Origin of the sequence: Lentzea tibetensis (assembly GCF_007845675.1) — a bacterium.
In the GTDB taxonomy this organism is placed as follows: Bacteria; Actinomycetota; Actinomycetes; order Mycobacteriales; family Pseudonocardiaceae; genus Lentzea; species Lentzea tibetensis.
Map to the genome: position 1 here is coordinate 27,283 of NZ_VOBR01000040.1, position 20,925 is coordinate 48,207.

At 68.8% G+C, this 20,925-nt stretch carries 15 protein-coding genes; 5 read left to right on the top strand and 10 right to left on the bottom strand.

Going from position 1 to position 20,925, the window contains the following annotated elements; translation table 11 throughout:
• Positions 1-279: 279 nt before the first annotated feature.
• From FKR81_RS38840 to FKR81_RS38855, 4 genes are all read right to left on the bottom strand, one after another.
• Positions 280-1,662 carry an NAD(P)/FAD-dependent oxidoreductase gene (locus FKR81_RS38840; RefSeq protein WP_146359714.1) on the bottom strand — a complete coding sequence of 461 codons (1,383 nt, stop codon included), beginning with the start codon at positions 1,660-1,662 and terminating at the stop codon, positions 280-282.
• A complete protein-coding gene (locus FKR81_RS38845) occupies positions 1,662-2,432 on the bottom strand; it encodes a ferric reductase-like transmembrane domain-containing protein (protein ID WP_186763432.1) in 771 nt (256 codons plus the stop codon). The genes FKR81_RS38840 and FKR81_RS38845 overlap by 1 nt, the downstream gene beginning before the upstream one ends.
• Before the next feature lie 240 nt (positions 2,433-2,672).
• Positions 2,673-3,401 carry a DUF4142 domain-containing protein gene (locus FKR81_RS38850; RefSeq protein WP_146359720.1) on the bottom strand — a complete coding sequence of 243 codons (729 nt, stop codon included), beginning with the start codon at positions 3,399-3,401 and terminating at the stop codon, positions 2,673-2,675.
• A 43-nt stretch (positions 3,402-3,444) separates the two neighbouring features.
• The gene (locus FKR81_RS38855; RefSeq protein WP_146359723.1) at positions 3,445-4,044 is read right to left on the bottom strand and encodes a hypothetical protein; all 600 of its coding nucleotides are present in this window, start codon (positions 4,042-4,044) and stop codon (positions 3,445-3,447) included.
• A gap of 115 nt (positions 4,045-4,159) precedes the next feature.
• Between FKR81_RS38855 and FKR81_RS38860 the strand changes: the two genes are divergently transcribed.
• Positions 4,160-4,723: a sigma-70 family RNA polymerase sigma factor gene (locus FKR81_RS38860; RefSeq protein WP_146359726.1), complete on the top strand. Its 564-nt coding sequence runs from the start codon at positions 4,160-4,162 to the stop codon at positions 4,721-4,723.
• Positions 4,720-5,469: a zf-HC2 domain-containing protein gene (locus tag FKR81_RS38865; protein WP_146359729.1), complete on the top strand. Its 750-nt coding sequence runs from the start codon at positions 4,720-4,722 to the stop codon at positions 5,467-5,469. The genes FKR81_RS38860 and FKR81_RS38865 overlap by 4 nt, the downstream gene beginning before the upstream one ends.
• 66 nt (positions 5,470-5,535) lie before the next feature.
• Here the strand turns inward: FKR81_RS38865 and FKR81_RS38870 are convergent, their stop codons facing one another.
• A complete protein-coding gene (locus FKR81_RS38870; protein ID WP_186763433.1) occupies positions 5,536-7,173 on the bottom strand; it encodes a cysteine peptidase family C39 domain-containing protein in 1,638 nt (545 codons plus the stop codon).
• A 64-nt stretch (positions 7,174-7,237) separates the two neighbouring features.
• Here FKR81_RS38870 and FKR81_RS38875 point away from each other — a divergent pair, with 64 nt between their 5' ends.
• Together FKR81_RS38875 and FKR81_RS38880 are read left to right on the top strand one after the other, a co-directional pair.
• A complete protein-coding gene (locus tag FKR81_RS38875) occupies positions 7,238-9,799 on the top strand; it encodes an AfsR/SARP family transcriptional regulator (RefSeq protein ID WP_146359735.1) in 2,562 nt (853 codons plus the stop codon).
• A 100-nt stretch (positions 9,800-9,899) separates the two neighbouring features.
• Positions 9,900-11,081 (top strand): ABC transporter substrate-binding protein, encoded by a 1,182-nt coding sequence (locus FKR81_RS38880; RefSeq protein ID WP_186763434.1) that lies wholly within the window; start codon positions 9,900-9,902, stop codon positions 11,079-11,081.
• 82 nt (positions 11,082-11,163) lie between these two features.
• Here FKR81_RS38880 and FKR81_RS38885 read toward each other — a convergent pair whose 3' ends face one another.
• From FKR81_RS38885 to FKR81_RS38905, 5 genes are all read right to left on the bottom strand, one after another.
• Entirely contained in the window at positions 11,164-12,162 is a 999-nt protein-coding gene (locus FKR81_RS38885; RefSeq protein ID WP_186763435.1) for a C40 family peptidase, read from the bottom strand.
• Between the two features lie 295 nt (positions 12,163-12,457).
• Positions 12,458-13,471, bottom strand: coding sequence for a C40 family peptidase (locus tag FKR81_RS38890; protein ID WP_146359741.1), 1,014 nt, complete (start codon positions 13,469-13,471; stop codon positions 12,458-12,460).
• A gap of 32 nt (positions 13,472-13,503) precedes the next feature.
• Entirely contained in the window at positions 13,504-14,442 is a 939-nt protein-coding gene (locus tag FKR81_RS38895; protein WP_186763436.1) for a DUF2157 domain-containing protein, read from the bottom strand.
• 195 nt (positions 14,443-14,637) lie between these two features.
• Complete coding sequence (locus FKR81_RS38900; RefSeq protein ID WP_146359747.1) at positions 14,638-15,090, bottom strand: ankyrin repeat domain-containing protein; 453 nt, start codon at positions 15,088-15,090, stop codon at positions 14,638-14,640.
• Positions 15,091-15,101: 11 nt separating this feature from the next.
• Positions 15,102-17,366, bottom strand: a complete 2,265-nt coding sequence (locus FKR81_RS38905; protein WP_146359750.1) for a catalase — start codon at positions 17,364-17,366, stop codon at positions 15,102-15,104.
• A gap of 225 nt (positions 17,367-17,591) precedes the next feature.
• Here FKR81_RS38905 and FKR81_RS38910 point away from each other — a divergent pair, with 225 nt between their 5' ends.
• Positions 17,592-20,726 (top strand): S8 family serine peptidase, encoded by a 3,135-nt coding sequence (locus tag FKR81_RS38910; RefSeq protein ID WP_146359753.1) that lies wholly within the window; start codon positions 17,592-17,594, stop codon positions 20,724-20,726.
• Positions 20,727-20,925: the final 199 nt, after the last annotated feature.

A 20,925-nucleotide genomic window follows, 5' to 3' on the forward strand; every position in this document is an offset into this window, starting at 1 on the left:
ATGGTCAACGATTCACCACATCGCCCAAAACCCCGAACATTTCACACTGTGAACGAAACAGGGCTGCCACCTCGGAGAACCGAGGTGGCAGCCCTGGAGCAAAGCCCGATGCGGCGGCCCGGGAGCCCGCCGAGCCGCAGCACCGGGGGAGGCGCGCGATGAAGTTGTCCGGACGGCGCGGGGCCGGAGTCCCACCGCCGCGTGGTACGAGGTCCGCCACCTCACCACGACAGCGGCTGACGGGAGTCCGGGCCCGCTGCCCTTGCCGTCCGAGGCCCGTTAAGGCCTCGCGCGCCCTCCACCAGACCGCACGGTCTCCGGTCGCGACCGCGTGTGCCTGCGCCGTTGGGACGGCGGAGACATCGAGGAAGAGACCGACGGGGGAACAGACAGTGCGGTGGTGGGAACCTGTTCGCGAACGGGAGCCGGCTCCGGTGCGGGGGCGGGTGCCGGTGCGGGCTCGGCGGGAGCCTGCTCCGGCTTCGTCCACGCGGGACGGTCCAGTTCGACGGTGTTCTGCCGGAAGAGCTCCGGCGTGTTGACGATGATCCGGCCGGGCGCTTCGAGCCCGACCAGCCCGACGAGCTTGCCGTCGGCGATGAAGCCGGTGAGGCCGTTCACGTCGGTCGTGTCCTTGCCGAGCACGGGAAGTCCCGCGCCCTGCACGCGCATGCCGTACATCTCGGTCCAGAACCGGGGAACCGGCGTGTACGGCTTGGCGGCCGACTTGCCGATCAGCAGGTTCTCGGCGGCCGCGCGGCCGCCCTCGACGGCGTTGAGCCAGTGCTCGACGCGCCGCAGTGCGCCGTTGAAGCGCATGTTCGGCCAGCGCGCGACGTCACCGCAGGCGACGATGTTCTCCGCGCCGACGACGTGGTTGGTGGCATCGCACAGGATGCCGTCCTCGATGATCAAACCGCTGCCGCGCAGCCACTCCACGGCAGGCGACGCGCCGACCGCTAGCACGACGCACGAGGCGAAGAAGACCTGGCCGTCGGACAGGTGGATGCCGATGCCGCCCGGCTGGCGCACCCAGTGCCGGATGCCGACACCGGTCGCGAGCCGCACGCCGTGGTGCCGGTGCGCGTCGGTGATGGTCTTGCCGATGTCGTCGCCGACCACACCACCGAGCAGCTGCGGGGAACGCGCGATGAGCGCGACGTCGCGGCCGAGGTGGCGCACCGAGCAGGCGATCTCGCAGCCGATGAAGCCACCGCCGATGACGGCGACGAGGCCCTGGCTGTCCCGGATGCTGTTCTTGATGGCGACGGCGTCGTCCAGCGTGCGCAGCACGTGCACCCGCGGGTCGTGGCGCGGTGCGCCGTTCATCGTCCTGGCGTCGACGCCGGTGGCGATGATCATGCCGTCGTACTTCATCTGCTCGCCGCCCGGCAGCCACACGGTCTGCCGGTCCGGTTCGAGGCTCAGCGCGGGGGTGCCCAGCCGCCATTCGGCGTCGAGGTCGGCGTCGAACGACAGGCGTGCGTCGTCGGGGTGCCATTCGCCGGTGATGACCTGCTTGGACAGCGCAGGCCGGTGGTAGGGGAGGTGGCGCTCGGCCGACAGGATGGTCACCTGTCCGTCGAAACCCATCTCCCGCAACCGTTCAGCGGCCCGGACTCCACCAAGCCCACCGCCCACGATGACGATGCGTTCGGTCATTACTTCACACGCTCCCTGATCTCGATCGCACGCATCGGACACGCACGCGCTGCCGCGCGGGCCTGTGCGAAGTGCTCTTCGTCCGGGCGCCGGTTGTACGTGAGCCGGTTGTCCTCGATGAGCTGGAAGACGTCCGGTGCCTCGGCCTGGCAGGTGCCGTACCGGTGGCACTTCTCGTTGTTCACGCTGACGTCCATCGCGTCGCCCTCGCCGACGGCGGCGGGCTCCGCTTCCAACATGCCGATCTTGGCGAGGACCTCCGGTGGCATGAACCTGGCGATCGCGAGCGTCGCCGTCGGGACGAGGACGGTCAGTCCGCCCAGCCACAGGAGTGAGAGGTTGCCGTTGGCGATGGCGCCGAGCCAGGAGTGCACCACGGTGAGGGCGACCGCGGCATAAGCGACCTGGTGGAGGCGCAACCACTTGCGGTAGAAGACTTTGTGCCGGACCGACGCGGTGATGGCGATCGCCGCCATCAGCTCGAGTCCGATGATGCCCATGCTGTGCCGGACGAGGCCGCCGTCGATCAACGGGACGATCAGCCGGATCAGGTTGAAGGGCGAGTAGTCGGGTGGGTCGCTGCGCAACAAGGTGAAGGCGAAGGCGTGCAACGCCCCGAACGCGATGGCGAGCGTGGCGAGCACCATGTGCCCGTTCTTCAGACCTTCCCTGCCGGTGAGCCGCTGGGCCCACCCGGTAGCGATCAGCACGCCCCAGGACAGGGTCGCGCACATGAGAACGTAAGCCAGCCTGGCGGAGATCTGGGCCATCTTCTTGACACCTGAGTCGAAGTCAGACGCCTGAGCCACCAGGAGCGGAATCTGGCTGAACAATCGATCCTCCGGAAAGTACTGCTCTGCTGTCTCGTCTGCGGTTGTCGCGGAACCCGTCCGGCCCTGCCGTGCAGGAGTGGACACGTAAGACCGGACGGGTGGGAACAGGTCCGCGTTGGAGTGCCTTGGCTGCTAGGCGTCACCTCCTCGCTTGCTGCGTCGAAGGGGTCTAACGGATCACCGCACCGGCTTTCGCGGGCGGAGAACTCGGAGGAGCGCGAGCGTGGTCACGATGCCCGCGGCGGCCACGACCAGGACGACGACCATGTTCGGTGCGCCCTGCGACGTGTCGAGTGATGCGTTGACGATGCCGAGCGTGCCGCCCGCGGGCACCGGCTGGGCGCGGCCCTCGTCACTGACGAGTCCCGTGCTCTCCAGCAGGGTCATGTGCTTCATCACGACCGCGTTGCCGATCTGCGCGAACGGCCGGATCTCGTCGTTGGCCGTCTGGGTCCGCACCAGCGCGATGAAGGTGAACACCTGGCCGTGTGCGGCACGGAGACGGTCCGCGAACTTGCGGTCGAACTCGGCGCCCTTCAGACCCTGCAGCTCGGTCATCCAGGTCTGCTGCGCCGGTGTCGGCATGTCCGGGATCGGGATGCCGAACTTGGCCGCGAGCTCGTTGGAGGCCGTGTCGAGCTTCATGTGGTCGAGCATCAGCTGCTTGCCGACGACCTTCACGCGGTCGCTTTCGGCGTTGGTCTGAGCGAGCTCGCCCATCGGCATCTCCCACAGACCGGCCTGCTTGACCTTGATGATCAGGTCGCGGTCGTTCTGCGTGAGCGGTCCGGATGGGGTGTCGACGGTGGGGTTGTTCTCCGCCGGTTGCGCCAGAGCGGATGCGGAGCCGCTCAGCAGGAGGAAGAACAGGGCCAGGACGGTGACTAGGGCTCTTTTGATCATCATCGTCGTCAGTGTTCGTCCGTCAGTAGGAGGGGAGTCGGGGGATTCAGTAGCCGGCGCCGCCGGACGGGGGAGCCGTCGGCGTCGAACCCTGTTGCTGCTTGGGCTTCGTCTGCTGTTGTTGCGGGGTCTGGCTCGTGCCGGGAACACCGGGCATGCCCTGTCCGGGAGCGGCCTTCGCCCCGGTCGGTGCGGTGGCGTACCACTTGCCGCCGCTGCCCTGTCCCTTCACGTCACCGGGCGCCTTGTCCTCGGCGAACGTGTACTGCGGAAAACCACCGATGGTCAGCTGCTTGGAGCCGTCCGCCCTGGTCACCACTCCGAGAACGAGCGGGTCCACACCGGCCGTCATGGGCATGACGTCGGCGGGAACGGGCGGCCACTTCCTCGCGCACTCACCTTCGCAAGTGGTCTTCGGCGGCTTGGAGCTGTCGGCGTCGAACCGGTACATCGTGCGTCCGTCGCCGTTGGTCAGGTACCAGCCGAGCTGTGGAGACTCCGAGATGGCGATCATCGCCTTCGGGTCGGAAGCCTTCGCTTCATTCCCCTGAGCTGCTTGTTTCGGAATCGCTGCCGCACCCGCGCTGCACGCGGACACGGCCAGCGCCAGTGCCGGAACCGCGAGGAGGGCCAGGGCACGTCGCATCTTGGCTGTCCTTTCGCTGTTGGGGTACCGAGGAGTACGGACACCATCCGGTCACGGTTCACGAACAACGTGACGAATATTTGCCTCTCGACTTGAGACGGTTGATGGGGCAAGGATGTCCCCCGTGGCGCGGCATAGACGTCAACGCGAGTTAGCAGACACACCAAGACCGGGGAGCCTCGAAGAGGAGTTGATTCGCCGGCTGTACGAAGAGTTCGGCAGTGCACTGCTCGGCCACTGCATGCGGTTGACCGGCCATGATCGTCAATGGGCCGAGGACATCGTGCAGGAAACGCTGGTCAGGGCATGGCGCAATGCCGAGAAACTGGAGCGCGACCCCGTACTGCTGAGATCATGGTTGTTCACAGTGGCGCGGCGGTTGGTCATCGACGATCGGCGCAAGCGAAGCGTCCGTCCGCAGGAGTTCGAGTTGACTCCTTCGGACGAGTCTCCTCAGGCAAACGAGGAAGACAGGACGCTGGCGGCGATCGTGGTGGCGGAAGCCATGAACGGGCTGTCCGAGGAACATCGGGAGGCTATTCTCGAGACGTACCTGCGGGATCGCACCGTTGGTGAGGCCGCGGCGGCACTCGGTGTGCCTCCCGGCACGGTCAAGTCAAGGGTGTACTACGCGCTGCGTGCGCTCAGGCGCGCGCTGCACGATCGGGGAGAGCGGTGACCACGGCACCTGACCACCTCGACGTAGCGGCCTACGTGCTCGGCATCCTCGATGCCGAGGAGGTCGATGCGTTCGAGAACCACCTGACCGAGTGTCGCCGGTGTGCTCTCGACCTGCGCGACTTCGCGGTGGTGCCGGACCTGATCGACGAGGCGGACGCGGGCGGCATGCTCAGGGGGACCGCCCCCGAACGGCCCGACGGCAAGTCGGTCCGCGTGATGCTGGACCAGGTCGCGGCACGACGACGTCGTCGCCGCTGGTTCGTGGCACAGGGTGTCGCGGCAGCAGCCGCGGGCATCATCGCGGTGACCGCGGTCGTCACGACGCTCGTCGTCAGAGGTGACAACGACTCGGCGAACACGGCGCAACCGGGTTCGACGACGTCGTCGACGGAGACGTCGCAGACGAGGGTCGCCAACAACTCGACCGACGAGAGCAAGAAGGTGTCGGGCAACAACCAGGCGACCGGCGTCACGGCGAGCATCGAGGCCACGGACGAACCGTGGGGTACCTCGATCAAGCTCGAGATCAGCGGTATGGCGGCTCCCGCCAAGGGATCCTTGGTCGCCGTGTCGCGGACCGGGCGCGTCGCCCAGATCGCCAGCTTCTTCGCGCCGGAGACGGTCGCGGGTGAGAAGAAGGCGTTCCACCCGATCGGAAGCGTTGCGATGCGGTGGCACGACATCGCCGTCTTCCGGGTCGCGGACGACAACGGAAAGGTGCTCGTGGAGGTTCTCGCCTCCTGAGCGAAACATGCTGACGAGGGCCTTCACGGATGCGCGTGAAGGCCCTCGATCCATGTCCGGGTCAGGTCAGGCGGCCCACATCTGGGCCGGGTTGATGTAGGACCAGTCGTAGACCTGGTTGGCACCGTCGTAGCTGCCGTCCGTGCCCGCGCCGTAGGTGTCGTGCACGTAGAACTTGCCGTTGTCGAGGTAGCCGATGACCACCGACAGGTGGCCCGCGGTGTTGCCCCAGCGGCCGCTCATGATGACGAACTTGCCCTGGTCGAGGTACGCCCTGACCTGGGCGGGCGTGAAGTTGCCCTGCATGACCGCCGCGCCGTTCTTGGCGAGGAAGTCCGTCTCGCCGGCCCACGAGGCGCACGGGTGGGTGCCGCCGCAGTAGAGGCCGGTGATCCAGCCGTGCGCGCCCTTCCAGGCACCCTGGCCCGCCCAGTCGGTCATGGTGCGGTTGAACGTGGTGCCGCGGTTGGTGAACTGGTCGGTGATGTACAGCCCCCACTTGGAGAAGTGGCTGAACGGCTGGCTGACCTGCACGCCGTACTGGTTGGGCAGCTGGTAGGTCACCAGGTCGATCACCGCGCTCGTCGGGCCGCACGAGGAGTTGCCGTTGAACTCGTTGCGGGTGTCCCACAGCTGGTGGATGTACTCGGCGCGGTTGAGCCGCGCCTGCGTGGTGACCTCGCCGGCCGGCGCCGCGGCGGCGTCCAGCTGGGCCGCCTTGGTCGACCCGGTCGTCTTCAGGTAGCCGTTGGCGGCCGAGCCGATGGTGACCTCGTCGCCGTTGATGCTGCTCAGCAGGTAGTTGAAGGACAGGCCGGTGACGACCTTGCGGTCGGTCTTGGCGGCGAGGTCCCGCACGTACACGCCGTGCACGGCGTCGAGCTGCTCCGGGCCGTTCTTCTTGTCCGTGACGCAGCCCATGAGCTCGTAGGCGACCTTGGTGCCGTCCTCGTTCCACACCGCTGAGCGGTAGTGGTTGTTGGTCTCACCGATCAGCTTGGTCACCCTGCCCGTCTCGGTGGCCAGCCCGAGCGCGTTGGGCGCGCTGCAGCGGTAGATCTCGTTCGCCTTGACGAAACTCACATGCCGCTCGCCCTTGATGTCGACGACCTTGAAGTTCCGGTAGAGGTTCTCGTCGTCGCTCGCGATGAGCTTGGTCGTCGCGCCAGTGGCCAGGTCGAACCGGCTCAGCGTCTCGACGTAGGCGGAGTCGTTCTGCACGTCGGGGTGCTGCACGACGAGCAGACCGCCGCCGTCGCTCGTCCAGCCGATGATCTCCGGCGCGCGGCCGGCGACGTGGCCGACCGGCTTGCCGTCGACGTGCACCTCGCCCTTGCTCAGGTGCGCCAGCGCGCCCTTGCCGGAGAACTGGGCCGAGGTGATCTCGCCGGTCGCGACCTGGCGCGACCTGCCCGAACGGTCGACGGTCAGCAGTGCCGAGCCCTTGGTGCCGTCGAAGTCGGTGATGACGGCGGCGAGCTCACCGCCCTTCGACGCCGATGTTCTGAGCGCGTAGGCCGGGTCGCTGACCTGGATCGTCGCCCGCTTCACGCCGCCGACGACCACGTCGTAGCCCGCCGCCGACTTCACCGCCTGGGCCTGTGACGGCTGCTCGGTGAACTGCTCCTGCGCCTGAACGGGGGACACGGTCGCCACGAGGGCGAGCAGTGCGAGTGCCCCAGCCGTCTTATGCGTTTTCGTCATGGCGCCAAACGTCACCTGGATTGGCATGTGTCCGGTATGCGTCCGGTAGTTACGATCTGACCCTGTGGAGTTCCGCCTGCTCGGGCCCGTCGAGGTCTACGCCGACGACGGCTCACGCCTGTCCGTCGGACCCCCGAAGCAGCGCGCGGTGCTCGCGTTGCTGCTGGCGCAGGCGGGGCGGGTGCTGTCGGTCGACCGGCTGATCAGCGTCCTGTGGGACGACGCGCCGCCGAAGACCGCGTTGAAGAACCTCCAGGTCTACGTGTACCAGCTGCGCAAGATCGTGGGCAGGCGGCTGCTGTCCAGTCCGCCCGGCTATCTGATGTCGGTGCGGCCGGAGGAGCTCGATCTCGTCAGGTTCTCCGAGCTGCTGGACGTCGCCCGGCGAGAACGCACACCCGAGCGTTATCGCGCCGCCCTTTCGTTGTGGCGCGGGCCGGCATTGGCTGATCTCGCCGCGTCGGGATTGTTGCGGGGAGTCGTCGCGCAGCTCGACGAGTCGCGTCTCGCGGCACGCGTGGAATGCGCGGACGTCGAGCTGGAACGCGGCAGGCACGTCGAGGTCGTCGCCGATCTCGGGGAATGGGTGCGCGATCATCCGTTGAACGAACGGCTGCGCGAACAGCAGATGATCGCATTGCACCGAGCCGGTCGATCAGCGGAGGCACTGGCCGCTTATCAGGAGTGCCGCAGGCTTTTCGACGACGAGCTCGGCGTCGAGCCCGGTGCGTCGCTGCGCCGGTTGCAGGCGGCGATTCTGCGGGCGAAACCCGTTGTGGGGGAACCGGTTCGCCAGCTGCCGCCGGACGTCGTGACGTTCGCGGGCCGGACCGCCGAGATGTCCGCGTTGTCCGATCAGCTCAGGGCCGACCGGGTGGCGGTGTGCGTGATCACCGGGCAGGCGGGCATCGGCAAGTCGGCTCTGGCCGTGCGGATGGCGCACTCGGTGGCGCGGGACTACCCGGACGGCCAGCTCTACGCCGACCTCGCCGAGGGTGACCCGATCGGCCGGTTCCTGCGCGCGCTGGGTGTCGCGGACGAGCAGGCGCCCGGTGACACCGCGGCCGAGTTCCGCTCGCTCACCGCCGACCGGCGGCTGCTCGTGGTGCTGGACAACGTGTCCAGCGCGGAACAGGTGCGCGCGCTGGTGCCGACCGGGCAGGGCTCGGCGGTGCTGGTGACCTCACGGCGTCCGCTCGCCGACCTCGCGGGTGCGTCGTTCCTGCGGCTCGGCGCGCTGCCGATGCGGGAGGCGCTGCACCTGCTGGCCGGTGTCGCCGGGCGGCCGAGGGTGGAGGCGGACCGCGCCGCGGCCACGCAGCTCGTGCGCTGGTGCGGCGGCCTGCCGCTGGCGTTGCGGATCACCGGTGCGCGGCTCGTCGCCCGGCCGCAGTGGACCCTGCGGGCGCTGGTCGGGCGGCTCGCGGACGAGCGGCGGCGGCTGGACGAGCTGCGGCTCGGCGACCTAGCGGTGCGCACGGCGTTCGCGGTGAGCTACGCCGAGCTGGAGAACTCCTTGGCGGCGCGGACGTTCCGGCTGCTCGGCCTGGTGAACGGCTCGGACTTCTCGGTCGCGTCGGCCGTCGCGCTGGTCGACGACCCGGACGTCGAGGACGTGCTGGTCGAGCTGGCCGACGCGCACCTCGTCGAGGAACCGGAGCCGGGCCGCTACCACCTGCACGACCTGCTGCGGCTGTTCGCCCGCGAGCGCTGCCGCGCCGAAGAGTCCTCTGTGGAGCGCACGAAGGCGTTGCGGCGCCTGCACGAGCACCTGCTGTCCGAACTGGACGACGGACCGGACGACGCGTGGCTCGAGGTCGAGCGGCTGAACCTGCTCGCGGCCGTGCGGCAGGCCGAACCGGCGACGGCCATCGCGTTCGCGCAGGCGCTGTCGTGGTACTTCCGGCGCCGCTCCGAGGTCGTGGAATGGGCTGCACTCAACGAGATCGCGTTGTCCGCGGCGCGCGCGTCGGGCGACGTGCGCGCGGAGGTCCTGGCGCTGAAGGAGCTCGGCGCGGCGTGCGAACGCGGCAGGCGCGTCGACGAGGCGATGGAGCACTGGACGTCCGCGCTGGCGCTCAGCAGGGAGCTGGGCGACCGGTCGCTGGAGGCGTTCATGCTGAACAACCTCGGCATCGTGCACTGGCACCGGCGTGATCTGGCCGCCGCACTGGTCTGTCTGGAGGCGTCGCTCGCGCTGCGGGTCGACCTGGACGACGAGCCCGGTGCGGCGAAGGTGCTGACCAATCTCGGCCTGGTGCGCGCGACCGGTGGCGACCTGACCGGCGCTGTCGACTGCTACGAACGGGCGCTCAGCACGTTCCGCCAGGTGGGTGATCGCTCGGGCGAGCTGCACGCGCTGGCGAACATCGCCAACGCCCAGCGGGACGGGGGAGAGGCCGGCCTCGCGCAGGCGTCGGTCGAGGCCGCGCTGGTGCTGGCGCGCGAGCTCGGTGATCGTCAGACCGAGGCGAGTCTGCTCCTCGACCTGGGGAAAGTGCACGAGCTGGCCGGTCGCTCGCCGGTCGAGGCGTACTCGGCGAGCCTGGAACTGTGCCGTGGAATCGGCTTCCGCTGGGGCGAGCAACAAGCAGTTGACCACCTCAATAACTTCAGTGCTGACTGAAGTGCATAGTTGTCGGGTGAACCCTACTTAACGGTGGCATCTCAACTGGTGATCATCGGCCCTCGCATCACCGCCGATGCCGACATTTGGAGTCACCAGCATGCGAGCCAGGATCGCCACCGCCGTTCTAGTCGCCGCGTCCGCCTTAGCGGGGTGCGGCTCGGAACCGGACAACGCAGCCAGCGGGGAGGCCATCAAGATCGGGTTCATCAACAACGAGCAGGGTGCTTTCGCCGCACCGGAGATGAAGGTCGGTTCCGAGGTCGCCGTCGAGTACCTCAACAAGAACGGTGGTGTCAAAGGACGTCCGTTCGACGTCGTCCGCTGCGCCACCGACGGGTCACCCGAGCAGTCCGTCCAGTGCGCCGAGATGTTCGTGCGCGAGAAGGTCGTCGTCTCGGTGGAGGGCGTGGACATCGGTGCCGACGCCGCCATCCCGGTGTACACCGCGGCGGGCATCCCGGTCGTCGGGCACGTCCACCTCGCGCCGGGCCAGATCATGGACACCAACTCGTTCTTCTTCGGCGCCGCCTCACTCGCTTACGGCACCGCCGCGTTGAAGTACTACGCCGACCAGGACGTGAAGTCCGTGACGTGGCTGCTCCCCGAGGCGCCGACGAGCCACGCGTTCACCGACGGCGTCCTGCGGCCCGCCGCCCAGAGATTCGGCATCAAGTACAAGAGCATCTACTACGACGCCGCGGCTCCGAACTGGACCGTCCTCGCCGAACAGGTGCTGCGTGAGGCGCCCGAGGCGAGCGGAAGCATTGCGGCCACTGAAGAACAGTGCGCGTCGATGGTGCGCGCGTTGCGCGAGGTGGACTACAACGGCCGCATCCTGGCCGCGTCCTGCACCGGCCTGCCGAAGGCCGTCGGCAAGCAGTCGATCGGCGTCGAGCTGTCGCAGGACCACTGGAACCCGACCGACCCGCTGTCCGCGCCGCCCGCGAACCAGCAGGAGATCAAGATCTACGAGGACGCGATGAAGGCGGCGGGCCACAACGAGCCCGTGCCGGGCGCGGTGGTCTCGTTCGCGGACACCATGACGCTGTCCCGTGTGCTGTCCACGATGAACGGCACCATCACGGCCGCGAACGTCACGGAGGCACTGCGGTCGGTCAAGGACATGGACAGCTTCCTCGGCCCGCAGATCACCTGCGACCACGGGTGGAACGGCAACTCCGCGTGCCACACCGCGTTGCTGTACTACCGCTTCCAGCCCAACGGCGCTCTCAAGGCGCAGGTGCCGGACTACATCGAGGTCTCGAAGATGGCTTCCTGACCGGAGGAACGCGAAAGGGCCCCGTCCACGTGGGACGGGGCCCTTTCGCTTGCTGCGCCTTGTCAGCCTTCGATCCTGCGGATCACTCGATCCTGCGGATCACGCTGATCGGGCCGATGGAGTTGATGTCGGCGATCAGCACCGGCTTGCCCTCGGTCGACGCGTGGACGGCGCGGACGTTGTCCACGGCCATCGCGACGTGCGACTGGGACGAGTAGTAGATGATCAGGTCGCCCGCCTTGACCTCGGCACGCGACACCGACCGCCCGACACCAGCCTGTGCGCCACTGGTGCGCGGGATGCTGACGCCGGCCGCGGCGTAGGCCTTCTGCATGAGGCTGGAGCAGTCCCACTGGTCCGGGCCGTTGGCGCCGTAGACATAGGCGTCGCCGCGCTGCGCGAGCGCGAACTCCAGCGCCTTGCCCGCGGTGCCCGGCGGAACCAGGATCTTGGACATGTCGCCACCGGCGCCGAGCTTGGCCCTGTCGGCCGCGCTGAGCTGGTTGTACTGGGTGCGCGCGTCGTTGACCTGGGTGTCGAGCGCCTTCTTCTTCTCGTCGATCTCACCGAGAAGCTTCTGCGCCGCGTCGGTGGCCTCCTTGGCCTTGCCGGACGCCTCGTCGGCCTTGTTCACGGCAGCGCTGAGCTTGCCCATGGCCTCGGAGTTGTCGGCAGCCAGCACGCCGAGCGCGGACATCCGGTTGAGGAAGTCCTGCTGGGAGTCGCTGACGAGCAGAGCGGAGAGCTGGTTGAAGCGGGCGCCCTCGAAGGACGCCTCGGTCAGCAGGTCGACGTGGCCGCGGAACGCGTCCTCGTCCTGCTTGGCCGTGTTCAGGTCACCGTTCGCCTTGTCGAGCTCGCCCTGCTTGGCCTTCAGGTCCTCCTGGGCCTTCAGGTGCTGCTCGTTGAGCTTCTCCGCCTCGTGGGACAGCTCTTCGTACTTCTTGAGCGCGTCGGAGGCGTTCGCGGGGGGTTGAGCACTTGCCTGGCCACCGGGAAGGCTCGACACCACGACCACAGCAGTCGCCAGCAGAGCTCCACGCACGGTGCGGCGTGAGGGGTGCGACAACACGTCGCGCATTCCTCCTTCGTCCTAACAGCCGCCCGCGCAGTACTACAGCGCGTGAGACGGCGACCTTGGCGGGTGCCCCGTTGGAGCTAACTACCGGCCCGAAGGTCTCGGACAGGTTACGGAACGGTGGTGTGTACGTCCACCACCGGGTCCTCCGCGTTCACCGTCCGGCAGCTGATCAGATGTGTTGGTCACGGATGGTACGACGGCGGTCTGGGGGCCGGAAGCGGGGCCCTCGCTGGTCAGGCGTGGTCGGCGCGAAAACGTGATGCGTGCGTGACCACGTGACCGATGTCATCGTCGATCACCCCACCACGCGGCGGATCACGCTGATCGGTCCGATGGAGTCGATGTTGGCGATCAGCACCGGCACGCCCTCGGTCGACGCGTGGACGGCGCGGACGTTGTCCACGGCCATCGCCACGTGCGACTGGCCCGAGTAGTAGATGATCAGGTCACCGGGGGCGACCTGCGCACGGGTTACCGCGCGGCCGAGCTTCGCCTGGTCGTAGGTCACGCGCGGGATCGACACCCCGGCCGCGGCGTAGGCCTTCTGCATGAGGCTGGAGCAGTCCCACGCGTCGGGGCCGTTGGCGCCGAACACGTAGGTGTCACCGCGTTGCGCGAGCGCGAACTCCAGCGCCGCACCGGCGGCGCCCGCCGGGACCTGGACGGGCGAGGTGTCGCCGGGGTTGGCCAGCTGCGCCTTCTGCGGCGAGGTCAGCGACTGGTACTGGTTGCGCGCGGCGCTGACCTGCTGGTCCATCGCGGACTTCTTGGCCGCGATGTCGTTGACCAGCTTGGCGGCACCGTCGGTGGCCTCGCCCGCGCGCTTCTGGGCGTCCTGCGCGAACGCCTGCGCCTTGCGGGCGGCGTCCAGCGCGGCGGACAGCTTGCCCATCGCCTCGCTGTTGTCCTGGGCGATCATCGACATCGCGGACATCCGGTTGAGGAAGTCCTGCTGCGACTCGCTCACCAGCAGCGCGGACAGCTGCGTGAACCGGGCGCCCTCGAAGGACGCCTCGGTCAGCAGGTCGACGCGGCCGCGGAACAGGTCCTCGTCGGCCTTCGCCTTGTCCGCGACCTGCCCGGCTCTCTGCAGGTCCGCGTTGGCCTTGTCGAGGTCGCCCTGCTTGGCCTTGAGGTCCTCCTGCGCCTTGAGGTGGTCCTCGTGGAGCTTCTCGGCCTGGCGGGAGAGGTCGTTGTAGGTGTTCAGCGCATCAGAGCTCGGCTGCGCTGAGGCCTGCGACGGCATCAGGGCCGTCGCGGCGATGGCGACGGCGGCGGCTGTCGTCCTGGTCGTGCGCTTACCCGGCATACCCAGGCGTACGGCCGGTCAGCCCAACGGGTTCAGTTCTCGGCTTTCCGCAGCCGCATGCCGAGCCCGCTGGCGGCGAGCAGCACGACGCCGGCGACGAGCACCAGGCCGCCACCGCTGACCGTCCCGTCCGTCCAGTCCCACACCGCCTCCGGCACGACGAGCGTCGTGGCGACCACTCCGGCGACGAGCAGCACGAGCGAGTGTTCCCGCAGGTAGGTGGCGAAGCTGCCGACGGCCGCGATGGCCGTGAGCCCGTACGCCCACGCCGCGGTGTCGTTGTCCGTGATGGGCAGCTGAGCGCCGATGAGCGCGATGGTCGCCCCGACAGCGAGGCCCAGCTGCCGCTGCGGGACGAGTCCGGACAGCGTGATCCCGATCCACGCCGTGCCGAGCACGAAGAGGGCGAGCCCGACGGTGAGCGACGTCCCGTCCGCCTGCTCGCCCGCCGCGTCGCCGACGACCAGCGCGCTGAACAACCCGGTCGCCAGCAGTCCCGGTGCGGTGGGCAGCAGCAGGTAGGTGGCCGCCGCGACGACGAGCCCGGCGAGACTGCCGACGAACAGCTCGTCGCGGTCGACCGTCGCCCCGCCGAGGAACGCGGTCGTGCCGGACGCCAGCGCGAACAGCGTCCCGACGATGCGCCGCCGCACACCGGAGATGACGCGCACCGCGGTGGGCCCGCCCGCGATCAGCAGCCCGCCGACGAGCAGCACCAGTGTCGCCGCGGTCAGCAGCCCGATCCGGCTGCCCCGGCTGAGGTCGTCCCACGACGTCGAGACGAGCAGCGCGGCACCGCCGAGCAGCAGTCCTCCGCCGACGTACCCGATGACCTCGATCAGGCGTTCCGGTCTGGTGGCGGCAGCGGGCCGGTGCAGCGCGGCCACGACGGCGCGTTCCTGGTCCTCGTCGAGCACTCCGGTGCGGACGAGGTCACGCAGCGACGAGAGTTGTTCGGTGCTGAGCTCCACGGGAACCAGCATGCGGCACGCGCCCGCGCGCCGTCGCCGAACTCGCCCGGCAGGCCTGGATCAGCCTGCTCCTGGCCGCGCTGCCACCGCGGCCGCAGTGGCGGTACGACATGGCGACGTCGACAGGGCGGACCCCGGTCGAGCCGCGTCAGACCTCTGCCTGCCGTGCCGGCCCGGCCGACCGGATCGGGGCGATCACGGAGCAGACCCACCAAGTACGCCGCGAGACCCAGACCCGCCGTGAGGAACCTCGGTAGCGCTCGGGGTCAGCAGCGCCAGCATCTCCGGCAAGTCGAAGAAGCGGGCCACGTCGAGCGCGGACCGCGGCCCGAGAGCTGGGTCCGCTCCCGCGTTCAGCAACAGGCCGACGATGCGCTCGGAGCGGCGGAAGACCGCTGCCCCGAGCGCTGTCTGTCCCCGGTCGTTGACTCGCCCTGTGTCCGCGCCTCGCTCCAGCAACGCCCGGACCGTCTCCGGGTGGTCGTGGTAGGCGGCCAGGATGAGCAGCGAGTCGCCTGACCCGTTGGTGAGGTTCACCGGTATCCCCGCGTCGACGGCCTCGATCAGCTGATCCGTGTCGCCGGCGCGGGCGAGGTCGAACATCGAGCCGAGGAACGCGAGCTCCTCCTCGGTGAGCGCGTCGGTCACGACCGGACTCCTCAGGAGATCGTCGCGGGGAAGCGTTCCCACACCCGGTGTGCTTCGAGCAGCATCGTCACTGCCTTGAGCACGTCCGACGGGTCGTCGTCGATCACGATTCCCGGCTCTGCGGCGTACCCGGCGACCTCGATGGCGGTGCGTCCGTTGCCCCAGGCGCCGATGGCCTTGGCGTGGCGGAAGCACTCCTGGATCATCAGGATGACGCGCGGGTCGACGGTGTCACCCGGCGCACCGGCCTTCGCGTCCCTGGCAGGCGCCGCGTCCGCACCGGGCGGTGGGCTGCCCGCGAGCAACAGGGCGTCGAACTCGACCGACCGCGCCGTGAGGAACGTGCGCTGCGCGACCAGTCCGCCGTCCGCGGTGAGCGGCCCGCCCGTCGGGGCGATCAGCAGCGGCACCATCCCGCCGGCCAGGACGACCTCGCGGACCGTGCGCACGCCATCGAGATCGGCCGGATCGACCACGATCCCGATGACGCGCCCGTCGGTCGGCCACGTCTGCCCGATCTGCGACAGGACAGGACTCGGCGTGACCTTCTTCGGCCGCGTGGTGGGGGCCGGCACCGGCAGTCCGAGTCCCTTGGCCACCTCGGCGCACAGCGTCGGGTCGACGTTGGCCAGCACCAGCAGTTCGCGTTCCTTGATGGTCTGCTCGTAGCACTTGCCGAGCTCGAAGGTGAAGGCGCGCACGACGTGCTCCTTCTCGATCGGCGACAGACTCAGCCAGAACAGCCTCGGCTGGGTGTAGTGGTCCGCGAACGACGTGGGCGACTGCCGGATCTTCACGGCCTTCGGCAACGGCTGCGCCACCTCGACGAACGGCCGTTCCTCGACTCCTGCCTCGAACGGGTTGCCGCCGTCGAGGCTGTTCGGCCGGTAGGGGGCGACGCCGGCGTGCACCGCGTGCTGGTGGAACCCGTCGCGGAGCATGTCGTTGACCGGCGCGTGCGGGCGGTTGATCGGGATCTGGTTGAAGTTCGGTCCCGCCAGCCTCGTCAGCTGGGTGTCCAGGTAGGAGAACAGCCGCGACTGCAGCAGCGGGTCGTCGGTGACGTCGATGCCGGGCACCAGGTTTCCGAGGTGGAACGCGACCTGCTCGGTCTCCGCGAAGTAGTTCAGCGGGTTGCGGTTGAGCGTGAGGATCCCGACCGGCTGCACCGGCGCGAGCTCCTCCGGCACGATCTTCGTCGGGTCGAGCAGGTCGATGCCCTCGAACGTCTGCCGAGGCGTGTCGGGAAGGACCTGCAGGCCGAGCTCCCACTGCGGGTACGCGCCGGACTCGATGGCGTCGGCCAGGTCGCGCCGGTGGAAGTCGGGGTCGATACCGCTGATCATCTGCGCCTCCTCCCACACCAGTGAGTGGACGCCGAGCTTCGGCTTCCAGTGGAACTTCGCGAGTGCGGTCTCTCCCTCGGCGTTGACCAGGCGGAACGTGTGGACGCCGAAGCCCTCCATCGTGCGGTAGGACCGGGGGATCCCGCGGTCGGACATGTTCCACATGACGTGGTGGGTGGCTTCGGTGTGGGTGGACACGAAGTCCCAGAAGGTGTCGTGCGCGCTCTGCGCCTGCGGGATCTCCCGGTCCGGGTGCGGCTTGCCCGCGTGGATGACGTCCGGGAACTTGATCCCGTCCTGGATGAAGAAGACCGGGATGTTGTTGCCGACCAGGTCGAAGTTGCCCTCCTGGGTGTAGAACTTCGTCGCGAACCCGCGGGTGTCGCGAACGGTGTCCGCTGATCCTCGCGAGCCCAGAACGGTCGAGAACCGCACGAATACCGGCGTCTCGACGCCGTCACCCAGAAAAGCCGACATGCAGACGTTCGCCGCCGTGCCGTAGCCCACGAACACGCCGTGTGCGCCGTACCCGCGTGCGTGCACAACTCGCTCCGGAATGCGCTCGTGGTCGAAGTGCATGACCTTCTCGCGCAGGTGGTGGTCCTGCAACAGCGTCGGACCGCGCTCCCCGGCCTTCAGCGAGTGGTCCGTGTCGTACAGCCGCGCGCCGGCCGACGTGGTGAGGAAGTCGCCCTGCTGCCCGTTGGCCACCTGCGGGGCGCCGGTGGGAGCGCCGGTCGGCGACACCGTCTCCGGCCCGGTCTGGTCCGGTTTCGGCGGCAGCGGCCCGCGCGGGTCGGTCGGCTCGTCGAGAGACGGCGGTTCACTGGCCGGGGCGCCGGGGATCGGCGGGTTCACCAGTTCGGTGACCTTGTCCACCGCCTTCTCCAGCGCTGCCTTCACGAGCTTGCCTGGCTTGCGAGCAGCCACTGCATCCTCCTCGGTGCGGGAACGTATCCAGGCAGTACCCGTGCGGACGCGGTGTATGCACCGGCGAGCCGATTCGTCGAGGAGACGGAATGGCGGCGAGGACGCCCACCGGATCGACTGAAGCTGAAAGGTTCCTGAGAACCAGGCGCAACCTCCACTCCCCGGTGGCGTCCTCGATGCAGGGGAAGCGCTCCGCATCGGGGCGCACAACACGGGGGATTCGCGTTGAACAAACGAATGTTCGCCGCCGGGCTGGCGGCTGCCGCGGTCATGTCCACAGCAGCCGTGCCCGCCACGGCGACGGGGGAGCGGAACGAGGTTCGGGCCGACGGTCTCACGACCGCGGTCACGTTGATCACCGGCGACCAGGTCTCGGTGGTCGGTGGCGAGGTGCGGACCAGGCCCGGCACAGGCCGTGAGCGCATGGGTTTTCACCGGTACACCGAAGTGGGCGGCGACCTGCACGTCGTGCCCGCGGATGCCGAGCAGCAGGTCGCGTCCGGGGCACTCGACGAGCGGCTGTTCAACGTGTCGCTGCTCGCCAGGTCCGGCTACGACGACACCAGTCGCGACACGATTCCGCTGATCGTCCAGAGCGACCTCGGCGTGGCGAGTGGGCCGTCGCTGGCGAGCATCGGTGCCCGCGCGGCGAAGGCACCGAAGAACGGCGAGTTCTGGACGCAGGTCAGGGGGATGGGCACGACGAAGGTCTGGCTCGACGGCAAGGTCACGGCGACGCTGGACCGCAGCGCCGCCCAGATCGGCGCACCGAGCGCCTGGGAGAAGGGCCTCACCGGTGCGGGGGTGACGGTCGCGGTGCTCGACACCGGCATCGACGCCACCCACCCGGACCTCGCGGGCGCGGTCGTCGAAGCGCAGAACTTCACCGACACCACGACCGCGGACGATCTGAGCGGGCACGGCACGCACGTAGCGTCCACGATCACCGGTGCCGGCAGGTACCAGGGCATCGCGCCCGACGCGAAGCTCGTCAGCGGCAAAGTGCTGGGCCCGCAAGGCGGCCAGGAGTCCTGGATCATCGCCGGGATGGAGTGGGCCGCCACCAAGGCGAAGGTCGTCAACATGAGCCTCGGCGGTGGCCGGCCGAGCTCCGGCGACGACCCGTTGTCGTTGGCGCTGAACCGGATTTCAGCGCAGACGGGCGCCCTGTTCGTGGTCTCGGCCGGCAACTCCGGCGGCCAGGTGGCCTCGCCGGCGGCCGCCGATGCCGCCCTGACCGTAGGAGCGGTGCTGCGCGACGACTCGCTCGCGAACTTCTCCAGCCGCGGCCCGCGGTTCAAGGACAACGCGATCAAGCCGGACATCACCGCACCCGGCGTCGGAATCGTGGCGGCCAAGGCGCGCAACGGCACCATCGGCACCCCGGTCGACGAGAACCACGTCGCCATGGACGGCACGTCGATGGCGACACCGCACGTCGCGGGCGCGGCCGCGATCCTGGCCGCGCAGCACCCGGCGTGGACGGGGCAGGACATCAAGGCGGCGTTGATGAACTCCGCCAAGCCCAACGCTGCCAACACCTTCTACGAGCAGGGTGCGGGACGCGTGGACGTCGCGAAGGCCGTGGCCGCCGCCGTCTCGGCGAACGCGGGCAGCCTGAGCCTCGGCCGGGCGGCGTGGCCGCACGGCGACGACGAGCCGATCATCCGCAAGGTCACCTACCGCAACAGCGGCAGCGAACCGGTGACGCTGGATCTGAAGATCGACGAGCAGAAGCCGGGCGCGGGCGTGTTCAGCGTGTCACCGGCGAAGCTCACCGTGCCCGCGGGCGGCACGGCCGAAGCTGTTGTCACCGCGGACACGCGCGTGAACGTGCCGGACGGCTTCTACACCGCGGTCGTGAAGTCTTCTGACGGCACCAGGATTCCGCTCACCGTCGAGAGGCAGATCGAGAGCTACCCGGTGAAGCTCTCGTTCGTCGATGGAGACGGCAAGCCGACGCCGCGCTACCAGTACCGGCTCGTGAACCTCGACGAGGGAAGCGAGTTCAGCAGCCGCGACCAGGACGGCTACGACGAGTCCGGCACGATCACGAGGACGCTGCCGAAGGGGCGCTACCTCCTGGAGATGGCCTCTTTCCCGGCGTCGTCCGGGATCTCCTGGCTGATCGAGCCGAACGTCGAGGTGAAGGGTCCGCAGGAGTTCCTGCTGGACCACCGCACCGGCACCGTGCCGGACCTCGCCGTCGAACGGCAGGACGCGAGCGATGGCGGGGCCGAGGTCCAGTTCACCACGAAGGCGAGCTGGGGCAGCTTCGGCAGTGGTTTCGGCTTGCCCGGTTTCGCCGATCTGTGCATGCACCCGTCGACGACCTCGGCGCCGGAGTTCGAGTGGTCCGCGGAGGTGCTGAAGGCCCGCAGGGACGCGGGCGGCACCTTCAACGGCAGCCCGTTCCAGTACAACCTGCGCATGGCGGAGAAGGGCAAGGTGCCCCGCAACCTGCGGCGCAAGGTGCTCGACTCCGAACTCGCTCGTGTCGACTCGGTGACGCACGTCCGTGTGCCGGGGTCGCTTGTCCGGCGCAATGGCGGTGCCTTCGGACCGGCTCCGCTGCGGTTGCGGGAGTACTACACGCCGGGCGTGCCGTGGAGAACGACGCTCGACGAGTTCGACCCGGTGGAGTCGTGGAAGCTCCTGGGCGTCCAGAACTCGCGGCCGCGCACGTTCAAACGAGGCCAGCACGTCGCCGAACGTTGGAACACCGCGGTGTTCGGCCCGTCGTTCCCGATGGACAGCCTGAACGCGGACCGCTCGGACACCTTGCTGTTCCTGGGCGTGCCGATGTTCAGCCAGAACGGCGACTCCATCGGAAACGGCGTCGTCGGCCAGGAGACCAGGTCGGTGCTCTACCGGGGCGACCAGGTGATCTCGGAGAGTCGCAAGCCGGGGTACGCCGCCGTCGAAGTGCCTGACGCCAGGGACACCTACCGGTTCCACGTCACCGGCAGCCGGGAGAACTCGCTGACCTCGAAACTGGACACGACCTGGACGTTCACGTCGGAACGCACCAATGCGACGATCCCGTTGCTGGCACTGAGGTTCGCTCCGAAGCTCGACGAGCACAACAGCGCGGCTGCGGGTCGTCCGCTCACCATCCCCGTCAGCGTGCAGCGCAACGGCACGCCGGGGTACGTCACCGACGTCAGGACTCCGGAGATCCAGGTGTCCTACGACGACGGCGTGACCTGGCAGCAGACGAAGGCGTTTCGGACCGCGGGCAGGTGGTCGGTCACGCTGCACCACCCGAAGGACGCCAAGTCGGTGTCGTTCAAGGCGAAGACCGGTGACGTCGCCGGATCGGTGGAACAGACGATCATTCGGGCCTACGACCTGAAGTAGGTGCAACACAGACAGCAGGGCTCGCGGCGGCCGTGGTTCACGTCCACGGCCGCCGTTCTGCGTTCCGCGTCAGATCAGGCGATCCGATAGCCGATTCCCGGTGTCGTCGCCACCCGTCGCGAACCTGGCGTCCGGTTCGTGCCGAGGCCGAGGGCTGGGCAGGTGAAATCGAGGGAAGCCGGAACTGCGCGAGCCGGTG